The organism is Bacillus sp. ISL-57 (assembly GCF_018613135.1).
Classification (GTDB): Bacteria; Bacillota; Bacilli; order Bacillales; family DSM-1321; genus Peribacillus; species Peribacillus frigoritolerans.
Genome location: NZ_JAGGQV010000019.1, coordinates 66,793 through 79,848 on the forward strand (window position 1 = coordinate 66,793; position 13,056 = coordinate 79,848).

The following is a 13,056-nucleotide window of genomic DNA, read 5'->3' on the forward strand; positions in this document are numbered from 1 at the left end:
TGTCACTGCCAAAATCAGATAATGGAAGCAAAACGGTCATTTCATTTACATAAACCATACTCACCCCAAACGGATTCTTAATATTTTTACAATAAAATTAGCTTGTTCAATATTATTTCAATATATGGAGGGTGTCAGTAAAAATGATTAATAAGTTCAGGGCTTTCACAGTATCGGTTCTAAGCCTGGCCATCCTTTTTCAGGGTCTTCCGGCCGCGGTTTCAGCAAATGATGCAGAAGACAATCAGACAAATCCAGGAGGCAGATGGATGAAGGGGGAATATCACGCCCATACCACTCAGTCCGATGATGCCGATGGATCACAGAGCCTTGAAAGCTTGCTGAATAACGCATTTGATAATTATGGCATGGATTGGATGGGGATTTCCGATCACTTGAGGATGTCTTCGAGGGATGATGAAGGTAATTTGATTCCAGGAGGGCCGATACCGCTGTCTCAGGGAATCATTCAATATCAAGCCCCCAAAATAAAACAACTGCAAAAAGAGGGCAAATTTAAAAATAAAGTCATCTTTTCAGGCTTCGAATGGGACATGCCCACATACGAGCATGTCGGCATAGGCATTTTGGGAGATCAGCCGGACTCACCTAAAAGTCTGAAAGCTGGCAATCAGTTCGAATATCTGTTCACCAACCAGGATGAAAAGATGTTTGATCCTAAGGATGTAGCCATTTGGAAGTCACAGGATCAAAGAGCCAATAAAACATCCGAGGATGCCCGAACGGCATTGGCATGGCTCGAAAAAAATTATAAGAATACAAGTTATGCGATATTGAACCATCCATCAAGAAAGAGGGTGTACAGCATATCTGATTTTCGCGACTTCAACAATATCGCCCCTGATGTCATGTTCGGATTTGAAGGTATGCCAGGTAACCAGATGGAGCCGGACAGAGGCGGTTTAAATCTGACGACACCCGAAAACCGGACATATGGCGGTTCCGATTACATGCTCGCTAAGGTAGGAGGTGCATGGGATGCGCTACTTGGGGAAGGTCGTAAGTTCTGGAATTTTTCCAATTCGGACTCCCATTTTGAAATCAGTGAAAACCGCCTATACTCAAGCGGTTACTGGCCAGGCGAATATTCCAAGAATTATACATGGGTAAATGGCTCATCAATAAAATCCGTCCTTGATGGCATGCGATCCGGGAAATCCTTTTCCGTCTTTGGTGACTTGATCGATGCCCTTGAATTCCAGGCTAAAAACGGAAACAACACGGTTGATATGGGCGGGGACCTTAAAGTGAAGGAAGGACAGATGGTCAAGATCACCGTCCGATTTAAGAGCCCCGAAAAGAACAATAACGGTGACCCCGTCAAGGTAGATCACGTGGATTTAATTTCCGGTGAAGTAACCGGGAAAGCAGTTCCTGGAACACCTGCTTATAATAAAGCCACCAATGATACGACAAAAGTGGTTAAACGCTTTACAAGTAAAGACTGGAAAACCGATCGCGATGGTTTTCATGCCATCACTTACAAAGTCAAAGCCGTTAAGGATCAATATTTCCGTTTGCGTGGCACGAACCTAGGGGAAAATGTCTCTGGAGAAACGATGGACGGTGAACCGCTGATCGATAAAAAGACTGAAATCGAGGATAACGAAACGCGTTTTTCAGAAATAAACAAACGTAACTATAAAGACCTTTGGTTCTATTCAAATCCTATATTCGTCAGCGTAGAGAATAATCATGGTAAACACTAAGTTAAAAAGAATACTGCAATAGTTCTGGACGGCTTTCAAAAAGCCCCTCTTCCAATTAGCGGAAGAGGGGCTTTTTGACCCCTTAGAATCTTAATGCACACTTCCCTTCCCTTTCGTTTTATTTCACTTCCTTGCATGAAAAACCGTATAATTCACCAAGTTTCATTAACACTAATGATATAAGTTATTTTCATTGACTTTTTTCCTTTTCTTGTATAGTATCACAGAGTATCAATCCCTATCAGATTACTAGGAGGTTTACCCAAATGAAAAAAATGGTTGCACTTTTATCGCTATTGTTAGCTTTCACGGTTGTACTTACCGCTTGTGGTACCGATACAAAAAATGAGGCAAACGATAACGGCAATAAATCTTCTTCACAAGAAAGTCTATATGATAAAGTCAAAAAAGATGGCGTATTAACTGTTGGAACAGAAGGTACATATCCTCCTTTCACATTCCACGATGATTCAGATAAACTTACGGGGTTTGATGTTGAAATTGCTAAAGAAGTGGCAAAACGCCTTGGAGTAAAAGCTGAATTCAAGGAAACACAATGGGACGGCATGTTTGCAGGCTTGGATGCAAAACGATTTGATATGATCGCAAACCAAGTGGGCATCGATGAAGACCGTCAAAAGAAATATGATTTCTCTGACCCATATATTCAATCAGGAGCCGTATTGCTTGTACACAAAGATAATTCGGATATTAAATCCTTCGATGATTTGAAAGGCAAGACCTCTGCACAATCTTTAACGAGTAACTACAATGATCTAGCCAAATCACATGGTGCTAAAGTTACAGGTATTGAAGGATTTTCACAATCCGTACAGCTTATTGGTTCTAAACGTGTAGATGCGACGATCAATGACAAATTATCTTACCTTGATTACAAAAAGCAACATCCGGATGCACCTATCAAAGTGGCTGATGAGGAAGAAACCGGAGTCGCAAGTGGTTTAATGTTCAGAAAAGACAGCGGCAAATTAGTGGAAGAAGTAAATAAAGCACTTAAAGCAATGAAAGACGACGGCACGTACGCGAAGATCTCGGATAAATGGTTTGGTGAAGATGTTTCTCCTAAGTAATATTTTCACTGACCCCGAGCGTCTGGACCAGCTTGTTTCCATCGCTCAAACCTCCCTCTATCCCATGATAGAGGGAGCTATTCAATATACGATTCCACTAACGCTAATTTCATTTGTTCTCGGCCTTATTCTCGCTGTACTCACAGCATTGGCTAGATTATCTTCCATTAGAATTCTTCAAATAATTGCGCGTGTATATGTGTCAATCATCCGCGGGACACCTTTACTTGTGCAATTATTTATCATTTTCTATGGACTTCCAAATTTAGGTGTCACCATAAGTCCTTTTATATCGGCTATAATCGGATTCTCACTAAGTGTTGGAGCATACGCCTCGGAAATTATACGAGCAGCCATTTTATCAATACCAAAAGGGCAATGGGAAGCAGGCTATTCGATCGGGATGACATATACCCAAGCGTTAAAGCGCATCATTTTACCGCAAGCAGCACGGGTATCCGTTCCCCCATTATCCAACACGTTCATTAGCCTTTTAAAAGATACATCGCTTGCATCACTCATTCTTGTAACGGAATTATTCCGTAAAGCTCAAGAGATCGCAGCAAAAAACTATGAATTTCTGCTGCTTTACATGGAAGCGGCTGCTTTATATTGGATTTTTTGTACGATTCTATCTTTCATTCAAGGAAGTTTAGAGGAGAGACTTAATCGTTATGTAGCAAAATAAGAACCGAAGTAGTTAAAGGAGATTTTAAAATGATCAACATTAAGAATCTTCATAAATCGTTTGGTGACCTTGAAGTATTAAAGGGCATCGATTTGGAAGTGGAGCAAGGCAAAGTCATAGTATTGATCGGTCCTTCCGGTTCAGGTAAAACAACCTTTCTTCGGTGTTTGAATCTCCTTGAGGTGCCCACGGACGGGACGATTGAGATCGATGAAACGGTAATGGACTTCAAAAAACCCGTTAGAAAAAATTCGATTACATCTTTTCGCAGTTTAACAGGGATGGTTTTCCAAAGCTATAACCTCTTCCCCCACAAAACAGCATTGGAAAATGTAATGGAAGGCCCCATCATTGTAAAAAACATAACCAAACAACAAGCGAAAGAAACGGCAGCTGCCCTGCTTACAAAGGTGGGCTTAGGTGAAAAAATCGATTTTTATCCGTTTCAATTGTCCGGCGGTCAGCAGCAACGGGTCGGAATTGCAAGGGCACTGGCCATGGAGCCTAAGGTCATGCTATTCGATGAACCCACTTCCGCTTTGGATCCCGAACTAGTGGGAGACGTCCTGCAGGTCATGAAAGACCTGGCGAAAGATGAAGGCATGACAATGATCGTGGTAACCCATGAAATGCGTTTCGCCCGTGAAGTCGCCGATGAAGTCATTTTCATGGATGAAGGAAAAATAATGGAGCGGGGAACACCCGAGCAGATTTTCACAAACCCTAAAGAAGCGCGCACACGAAAATTCCTCAATATGATTCAATAAAAAAACGGTGCTATTCAAGCACCGCTCGCAATTACCCCCCATTTTTAGAAATGGGGGGTTTTGCCCATCATTATATCAATGAGATGCCTGGACCTGTTTGGTCTGTGTCCGTGCATGGTATAGCTGAAAAAGAATCAAAGCAAAAACGGAAAGGATGGCACCCGATATAAATGGTAAATCAATCGAAATCGAAAATAACCAACCGCCGATCGGAGGACCGGCAATCCTGCCGAACGAGTCGAAGGAAGATAGCAATCCCGTGACACTGCCATGGCCCGACATGGAACTTTTGGTAAGCAGTGCCGAAATGGCAGGCCGGATGAACCCATTACCCACTCCGAAAATCGTCAGGAAGACCGCCGATGTCCAGAAACCGGAAGAAAACAGGATGAGAATGAAACCGACTGCCGAGACGATGATTCCCATTCGGATGACCGCGCCTTCCCCATACTTCTTTGTCATCCTGCCCACTAATCCACCTTGAACGATTGCACTCCCAAACCCCATGATCATAAAGATATAGCCTAATTGCACAAGACTTATATCAGCCTTTTTGGCTGCAAAGTAGGCGAAAGTCGTTTCTAGTCCTGCCATTGAAAGTGTGACGATCATTTGCAGAAAGAACATGGTTTTAAGAGGCCCTCTAAAGGCTTTCCACATGGACTCTTTATTTTTTGACTGTTGGGCCCTCTTCTCTACCGTATGTGATTCCTTCAGTATCGCAATCACTAAGAATAAAGTAATCAAAGAGGATATTCCAGCAATGTAAAACGGCAGGTTCAAACTTGATTTGGAGAATACCCCGCCAATCGCCGGTCCAAAGATGAATCCAAGCCCTGTGGCGGCCCCGATGATTCCCATCCCTTTTCCACGATCTTCCGGCGTCGTGATGTCAGCCACATACGCCATTGCGGTTGGCATGTTTGCCGATGACAAAATCCCGCCAATGATTCTGGCTGCAAATAATACCCATAGGGAATCTGCCGAAGCCTGGATGAAAAACGAAAGGGCCAGTCCAGCAATCCCGATAATCATGACAGGCTTACGCCCTATCCGGTCAGATATACGTCCCCATATCGGGGCAAAAAATAATTGCATCAGTGAATAAACAGCCATTAAAAGGCCAAGCTCTGTAGGACTGCCACCAACCTTTTCAGCAAGGAACGGAATGACGGGAATGATGATCCCAAATCCGACCATGACTAAAAACATCACTAAAAAAAGAACGGGTAACACCTTTTTTGTTTCCATTATATATTTCTCCTTTTATTCTTCCACATTCGCTACGTACGTTGGAACGAATTCCTAAAATCCCATTACTTAGCATAATCCACCTGACAATTCTTTAAACAGTTTATCATACAACCTTTACCAAATCAGTATGAAGCACGACCTTCTTTCGGAAACTCCCTTAAATAAATAAGAACCAGGCATCAGAATCCTGATCCAAAGTAATGGTACTTTCGTTTTTTCATTCTTTTTCGTGAAATCAATGGCAAGAGTTCGTTAAAAATCTTTTCCTCCCCTTATTTTTTCTTAAGGGGTACTCTATACTGTAGGGTATGATTGATGTTTGGGAGGTAGAAGAATGTCTAATGATCAGTGGATTTTAATTATTGACGATGAAGAAGATTTGGCACGTCTCATGGAGACAGTTTTACATAAAGAAGGTATCCCGAATATTATTACGGCGGGGACGATTGCGGATGGGTGGGCAAAGTTTCAGAAGTTCGATCCATCACTAGTCCTGCTGGATATCATGCTGCCAGATGGTGAAGGCTATGACTTATGCAAGCAAATTCGTGAAGTGTCGAATGTGCCCATTTTATTTTTGTCGGCAAAGGATGAGGAAATTGATAAGCTTTTAGGGTTGGCGATTGGCGGGGATGATTATATTACCAAACCATTCAGTCCGAAAGAAGTTGCCTATCGAGTAAAGGCGCAGCTTAGGCGGGCGGGCTATACAGAGGATAAAACCTCACCGAAAAAATTGCAAATTGGTCCATTTGAGCTTAGTTCAAATGGAAATGAAGTGAAAAAGGATGGCAAAACGCTTGAGCTCACAGCTAAAGAAATCGGTCTGATGAGCTGTTTCATGCATCATACGAATCAGATCTTGAGCAAGGAAACTTTGTTTGAACATGTGTGGGGCGATGATTTCTTTGGCTCTGATAATACAGTGATGGTCCATATTCGCCGTTTACGCGAAAAAATCGAAGTAGATCCTTCAAAGCCTTCTTTTCTAATAACCGTAAAAGGGCTTGGTTATAAATTACAGACCAAGGGTGAAACAAGATGAAGTGGAAATTGACACGGCGCTTTTTAGGATCCGTTGTGACAATTGTTGTAATCGTGGGGATCGTAAATACAATTTTACTTTTATGCTTACTCTTTGTTCATTTCGATACGGAAGAGGAATCTGCGGAGAACTTTAGCCGATCTTTTTCACAATATGTAGAACTAATAGATGACAAACCAATGGTAAATGAAGAAGGACTGGAAAAACTGCGGAATACAAACGCCTGGATACAATTTTTGAATGATAAGGGTGAACAAGTAGCAGCCTATTACACACCTCAAAAATTGCAAACCGTATATTCTCCTGTTGAAATCGTCCAAATGTATAAGTATAAAGAAATTGATGCAGAGACGACTGTTTTTGCCGGCGAAGCTCATGATTTCAGCTATTTTATAGGGGTTAAGGATCGAGGAATAGGCCGATATGTACTGTCCTATAATTATTTTCACATTTTAAAGTACTTCAACATCATACTTTTACTGTTTTTAACTGTGGATATTATTATTGCCCTAGTCATTGGCCTATTATTTGGTAAAAGATTAACGACACCACTTAACACTTTAATAGAAGGAATTCAGCAGCTTCGTGAAAGACGTTTTAAAAAGATGAGTATACCAAAAGGCGTTTATGAAGATGTATTTCACAATATGAATGAACTATCGGTAAAGTTAGATCAGTATGAAAAAGAACGTGATCAACTTGACCAAATGCGTGAGGAATGGATTAGCAATGTTTCTCATGACATGAAGACACCACTTGCTTCGATCCATGGTTATACAGAATTGATGAAAGACAATGCCACTGAATTAACACCACAAGAATTGTATGAGTTTACATCCGTTATTAATAGACAGTCCGTATATATGAAAGATTTGTTGGATGACCTCAATTTAACGATGCGTTTACGCAACCATCGACTTCCTTTGCAATTTGAAGATGTTGATATCGTTGGGTTTATAAGAGAAATGACGATCGAGCTCTTAAATGATTCACAATTTGGTGATCGACAGGTCGAATTTGAGGCAAATGTGGATAAAGCAACACATAAAGTCGATAAAAATTTACTGAAACGGGCGATTTTTAACTTTATCTACAATGCGCTCGTACATAATGATGAAAATGTCGTCGTGAAAATTCAAATTGATGATATTCATCTACAATCAGAACATCATACCCAAATTACCATTGCCGATAATGGCCGCGGTATTCCCTCGAAAGATATGGGACAGGTTTTTGAACGATACTATCGAGGTACAAATACTGCCAGTACACATGGGACCGGCTTAGGAATGGCCATTGCAAGGGACATTATCCTGGCTCATAAAGGTAAACTGGATTTGACTAGCATTGAAAATAAGGGAACGACCATCACGATACTTTTATAATTTTTTTCTTACAGAGAAAGGGCTGTCCTAACTTACAGACAGCCCTTCTTTCCTATTTATTTTGGTTGTGCCTTTTTTGGAATATCCTCAAATTTCACTTCATCATATGACGAAACTTCATCATCATTTTTCACGTACATCTTTAAGTAAGCATCTTTTCGAAGATTTTTTTGTGCCGTGAATTCAAGCGGTATCATTTCACCATCTGCATTTTTGGCGTCAAGTTTATAAGAATAGTAAGTCATCACCGAACCATCATCGAGCTTGGTTTCATGTTGCACCCCATCCTCTGTAATTTGCAAATAATAATTATCGGCATTCATGCGATTAAAGTCAATTTTAGTAAGCGCGAATACTCCTGCCGCTCCGAGTATAAACAAAATGCCAACTACCATAAGAATTTTTTTCATCATATTCATCCTTCTGTTTTATTATTTTGTGTGATAATACGATTATAGGAAGCTACCGTTAAGATATAATACAGACCGTAAATAACCGTATAAGCGATCATCCAGATCAACACAGGTTTTGCCAAGTCCATCATCAATAAGCCCGAGAAGGCTTTTAAAGCGACCGCACTGTGTAATAACCCCACTGTCAGCGGAACGAAAAAGATTACAAACACTTGTGATGCAATGGATTTCCGCATTTCTTTTGCGTTAACGCCCATTTTATGAAGCATATTGTATTGTGATTTATCTGCCTCAGCCTCCGTTAGAACTTTAAAGTAAATGATACTGCCTGTTGCCGCTAAAAAAACCAGTCCGAGAAAACTTCCGATAAAGAGCAATGAGCCTAGACTTTCGATGCTTGCTTGAAAATCTTGAGGGGCACTGGAAAATAGCGCTTCTTCAGGTATTTGTTTTGATATTTTTTCAGATAAATCCACGGTAGCATGGTCAACACCGATAACACGATAGTTCAGGGCTTCCCCTTCTTTTTGCAATGATTTAAATTGATCATTCGATACAACCACTGCAATGCCTGCTGTTTTGGCATTTAAAACCGTTTGTGTTTTAAAGCTTTGGAATGTGATTGCCGTGTTGTTTTCTGTCATAATCGTCTTGTCCTTGTATTCAGGTGAGAATCTTTTGTCATATCCAATATCTAAAATGACTGCTTTGCCATGATTCACATGCAATGCTTCCTTACCTTGTACATCTGCCAATTTGTTATATGTTCTTTCATCGATTACTGTGTAAATCCTTTTATCCGAGTTATCGAATGCTGATTCCTCGCTAAGTTCTTTCGTATTAAATGTGATAGATAGTGCTTCGACATTTTCATCATACTTTGTATCTGGCAAAACGGCGGTGACTTGATGATCGCTTTTTACATCCATTTGCTGATACATGAAGGTATTCGGATCAACGGTCATAACTTGGTCATTCGCGTTGTAATAAAGACCATAAACCGCACCTCCTGCCGTTACCGTTGTAGCACTTAACACCGCAATTACGGTCAAAGTCCGGGCATTCCCCCTAATGCGATAAAGCAATTGCGAGACCGTCATCAGATGCAGGCCTTTCCATAGCCATTTTTCATTTTTCTTAATCACGGCTAACACAAAGCCTGTCACGCTATGAAACAATAAAAATGTACCGGCAATAACAGTTGTCAAAATAATGAGTGCCGTCATCAAAAAGCCAATCTTTTCCCACACTTTAGAAGTAAAAAGATCTTGCATCGCCAACCAATATCCGATGACAATCAGGAAAATTCCCAGAAAGGCTACAATCATAGATGGCTTCGGAGCCGCTTCCCCCTTTTTCGATGCATGGAAAAGATCAATTAGTTTAAATTGATAAATCAACCGATAGCCCTGGAATGATGTCACCAAGAAAATAATAAGAAATACAATAGAGGTGTTCAAAGCTGCAGATCCCGAAAATGTAAAAGGAGCGATGACATCATAGCCCATTAAATAGATCAAGATCGTCATGAACCCTTTTGAACAAAGAAATCCAAGTAATATCCCCACAACTAATGAAACCAAGCCTAGCAATAGGTTTTCAAAGAAGAGCATGAAGCCAATCTGACGATTACGTACGCCAAGCAATGCATATAATGCCACTTCTTTTTTACGTTTTTTCATGAAAAATGAATTGGAATAGGCAATAAAAATGGCAACGAAAAAAATCAGGATGACGGCCGCACCACTCATTAATGAACCTAATTTCTGTGATGAAGCCGTCTGTTCTGCAACTGCATCACTATATTTCAATGTTACAAATGTGAAGTAGATGATAATGCTAAATACCATGGATGCGATATATAAAAAATATTGGGAAAGGTTCCGGGCAATATTTTTTCTCGCCAGACTAAATAACGTCATCTACCTCACCTCCAATTGTTGCAAGGACATCCATGATTTCTTGGAAGAAAGCTTTACGTGATTGGCCACGACGATAAATTTCTGTTGAAAGCGTACCATCCTTGATAAAAATGATCCGCCGGCAGAAGCTTGCGGCATATGCATCATGTGTCACCAACATGATGGTGGAATTATTTTTTTCATTTAGTTCACTTAAGCTTTCCAGCAGACCTGTTGCCGATTTTGAATCAAGTGCACCTGTTGGCTCATCTGCCAGGATCAATGCAGGCTCTGTCACAAGCGCTCTGGCTGCGGCTGTTCTTTGCTTTTGCCCGCCGGAGATTTGGTATGGATATTTAGCTAATAAATCCTCAATCCCAAATACTTTAGCAATACGATTCACCAATGCAGTAATTTCTTTCGCTGGAATTTTCGCAATCGCCAGTGGCAATAATATATTTTCCTTCACAGTCAATGAGTCTAGCAAATTGTAGTCCTGGAAGATGAAACCAAGATTTTCACGTCTGAAATCCGTTAAGTCCGCCCCTTTCATATCGTGAATGCTCGTATCATTCATATAAATTTTCCCCTCAGTCGGCGAGTCGATAGTTGCCAACATATTGAGCAATGTCGATTTCCCCGCTCCAGAAGGTCCCATGATTCCTACAAACTCCCCTGCATGAATGTCAAAAGATATATTTTCCAACGCTGTATAGGCAGCGCTTGATTTACCATACGTTTTTTTTATATTTTCCACTTTTAATAATGGCTCCATTTGTTTCACCTCTTCAGTATTGTTGATACATTTATCTTACATGCTCATTCTTACAGCATCTTTGTGCCAACCTTACAGGAAGCTTAAATCCATAAAAAAACGCCTTCCATTTATATGGAAGACGTTAAAGTAAAAGTATTTAACTTTGCTTCAGAAGCCTGCGGTCGATAACAAAATTACCAAATGGAATGAATGAAACGATGAAAATCATCGCCATTTTTAAAAAGGACCATTTTGATATGATGCTCACATAAAGTAATAAAAGCCCAAACACGACAAACAAGAAACCATGGATGCTGCCTAAAATGAGTGTTGCTTCCCCAATATCCAATATGTAATTTACGGGCATACCAATGGCAAGCAATAGAACATATGAGATTCCCTCAATTATTGTAATAAACCGAAACCATCCAATAGCTGTCGAAAACATTCTCTCATCCCCTTATTCATTGTACAAGTACGGCACACAAATCCAGCTTCCTGTCCCCCATCCTAAATCTGTTACTCTATCCTATTATATTACGGTAACACCCACTAATAAATAGTACCAGGTTTTCCTAAAAGTAGAACAACAAAAGCCCAATCAAAGGATTGGGCCAGTTAATAACGTACCGTTGAAATTCACTTAAAAACGTTCAATTCCGAAACCAATTCGCTCCCTCATCCATGTGCACGAAGGGAATATCCGTATCAATTACACCGTTGATTCGTTCTAATTTAACATCTTCCCCTTCGAGCCACTTCGCAAAATCTAAGGAAGTCGGCTCCTGGTTCCCTCCCAATGCAATCCAAGCTTTCATCTCCTTAGGTAAATAAGCGGAGGTATGAATCGTTCCCGCCCAGCTGCTATATAAATCCGAAAAGACTCCTTGGTTTGTATCATTAAACAACCGATAAGCATCGTAGGCAGATGCAAGCTTCCCTTCATGATCTTGGATGATACCCAATCGGCGTTTCGAATCGATAAGATGGTTACGGTTTTCATTTTTCATGATTTCAAAGTGATTGGTACAGGCATTTGACGTGCGCACCTCTACATTTCTCGGAGAGGTTTCCACAATATAGGTACTTCCGCTTTTATCATAGACGACGTAAGTGAAAGAATGACGATGCGGGATTTCCTTCAACATCGCGACCGCTTCCTGTACGTCCGCACAAGATTCAACAATCAGCCTGCCAATCATGCAGCAAATGAAACCATCACCAGGGTTCTTGCGATTCATGAAGTTATAGCCTATCACCAACCCTTTTTCATTCATTCCATCCATCCGGCCAGTCCCTCGCTGACTCGGGCCGATGCTTGAATACCCTTGATCGGTTGGCTGGAATAAGACATAGCGTCCTTCATAAGTCTTCGGGTGGTAATCATAATTGCGAATGAGATAATCATCGCCTGTCATGATGGAGCATCCCGACCGGACATAATCCAATCGGTATCCACCGAACTCTTGCAGCACGCGGTCCATTGGCCATTTCAGTGCTTCTTGCAACCCCAGTAATTCTTCCCAAACTCCAGGGGCGAATCGTGTAATGGCTCTCTTGACCTCTTCTTCTTCAACCGTAAACCTCGGCTGCCTGATCTTCCACTGATCTTCACGGTTCTTTACCGTTAGTGATTCTTTTAATTCCTCCCCTTGCATGTATCCAAACTCATAATGTGTACCCCGAAATTGTATGACATCACTATATATTTGCTTCACGGCTTATCCCTCATTTACAGTAGTTGCTATTCAAATTAAGGATACTTGAAGTATTGTTGAAAATAAAGAAGATAAGCCTTAAATCATGTCATTAGTTGAGATTTCAAGAAAATATTTTCCTGAAATCTTACTATTTATGGAGACACGAATAAAGGCAGTGTAACGGATAAAAAGCATCTTCATAAATGTGCTATATTAGTAATAATTTTAATTTTTGAATTAAAGGAGGGTCTTACTTTGAAAATACTCATTGGATCAATAATTTTATCAATCAGCCTTTTATTTTGGTCTTTTTCCAAATTTGACT

General features: G+C 40.6%; 12 protein-coding genes. 6 read left to right on the forward strand and 6 right to left on the reverse strand.

Features of this window, described 5'->3' with window-relative positions:
• Window positions 1-143: 143 nt before the first annotated feature.
• The 4 genes from J7I90_RS21030 to J7I90_RS21045 all read left to right on the forward strand — a co-directional run bounded on the left by J7I90_RS21030 (window position 144) and on the right by J7I90_RS21045 (window position 4,276).
• The gene (locus J7I90_RS21030; RefSeq protein ID WP_251025399.1) at window positions 144-1,730 is read left to right on the forward strand and encodes a PHP domain-containing protein; all 1,587 of its coding nucleotides are present in this window, start codon (window positions 144-146) and stop codon (window positions 1,728-1,730) included.
• 266 nt (window positions 1,731-1,996) lie between these two features.
• Window positions 1,997-2,821, forward strand: a complete 825-nt coding sequence (locus J7I90_RS21035) for an amino acid ABC transporter substrate-binding protein (protein ID WP_214773603.1) — start codon at window positions 1,997-1,999, stop codon at window positions 2,819-2,821.
• The gene (locus J7I90_RS21040) at window positions 2,805-3,509 is read left to right on the forward strand and encodes an amino acid ABC transporter permease (protein WP_214773799.1); all 705 of its coding nucleotides are present in this window, start codon (window positions 2,805-2,807) and stop codon (window positions 3,507-3,509) included. Before J7I90_RS21035 ends, J7I90_RS21040 begins: the two co-directional genes overlap by 17 nt.
• A gap of 29 nt (window positions 3,510-3,538) precedes the next feature.
• Window positions 3,539-4,276, forward strand: a complete 738-nt coding sequence (locus J7I90_RS21045) for an amino acid ABC transporter ATP-binding protein (protein ID WP_214773604.1) — start codon at window positions 3,539-3,541, stop codon at window positions 4,274-4,276.
• 75 nt (window positions 4,277-4,351) lie between these two features.
• Here J7I90_RS21045 and J7I90_RS21050 read toward each other — a convergent pair whose 3' ends face one another.
• Complete coding sequence (locus tag J7I90_RS21050) at window positions 4,352-5,527, reverse strand: MFS transporter (RefSeq protein WP_096338978.1); 1,176 nt, start codon at window positions 5,525-5,527, stop codon at window positions 4,352-4,354.
• Window positions 5,528-5,864: 337 nt separating this feature from the next.
• Between J7I90_RS21050 and J7I90_RS21055 the strand changes: the two genes are divergently transcribed.
• The gene (locus J7I90_RS21055; protein WP_214773605.1) at window positions 5,865-6,575 is read left to right on the forward strand and encodes a response regulator transcription factor; all 711 of its coding nucleotides are present in this window, start codon (window positions 5,865-5,867) and stop codon (window positions 6,573-6,575) included.
• Window positions 6,572-7,960 (forward strand): sensor histidine kinase, encoded by a 1,389-nt coding sequence (locus tag J7I90_RS21060; RefSeq protein WP_214773606.1) that lies wholly within the window; start codon window positions 6,572-6,574, stop codon window positions 7,958-7,960. Before J7I90_RS21055 ends, J7I90_RS21060 begins: the two co-directional genes overlap by 4 nt.
• A gap of 56 nt (window positions 7,961-8,016) precedes the next feature.
• Here J7I90_RS21060 and J7I90_RS21065 read toward each other — a convergent pair whose 3' ends face one another.
• The 5 genes from J7I90_RS21065 to J7I90_RS21085 all read right to left on the reverse strand — a co-directional run bounded on the left by J7I90_RS21065 (window position 8,017) and on the right by J7I90_RS21085 (window position 12,749).
• Entirely contained in the window at window positions 8,017-8,370 is a 354-nt protein-coding gene (locus tag J7I90_RS21065; protein WP_214773607.1) for a YxeA family protein, read from the reverse strand.
• Window positions 8,371-8,375: 5 nt separating this feature from the next.
• Window positions 8,376-10,295: an ABC transporter permease gene (locus J7I90_RS21070; protein ID WP_214773608.1), complete on the reverse strand. Its 1,920-nt coding sequence runs from the start codon at window positions 10,293-10,295 to the stop codon at window positions 8,376-8,378.
• Window positions 10,282-11,049, reverse strand: a complete 768-nt coding sequence (locus J7I90_RS21075) for an ABC transporter ATP-binding protein (protein ID WP_053533747.1) — start codon at window positions 11,047-11,049, stop codon at window positions 10,282-10,284. The genes J7I90_RS21070 and J7I90_RS21075 overlap by 14 nt, the downstream gene beginning before the upstream one ends.
• Window positions 11,050-11,188: 139 nt before the next feature.
• Window positions 11,189-11,479 carry a DUF3817 domain-containing protein gene (locus J7I90_RS21080; protein WP_214773609.1) on the reverse strand — a complete coding sequence of 97 codons (291 nt, stop codon included), beginning with the start codon at window positions 11,477-11,479 and terminating at the stop codon, window positions 11,189-11,191.
• 205 nt (window positions 11,480-11,684) lie between these two features.
• Window positions 11,685-12,749: a C45 family autoproteolytic acyltransferase/hydrolase gene (locus J7I90_RS21085; protein ID WP_214773610.1), complete on the reverse strand. Its 1,065-nt coding sequence runs from the start codon at window positions 12,747-12,749 to the stop codon at window positions 11,685-11,687.
• Window positions 12,750-13,056: the final 307 nt, after the last annotated feature.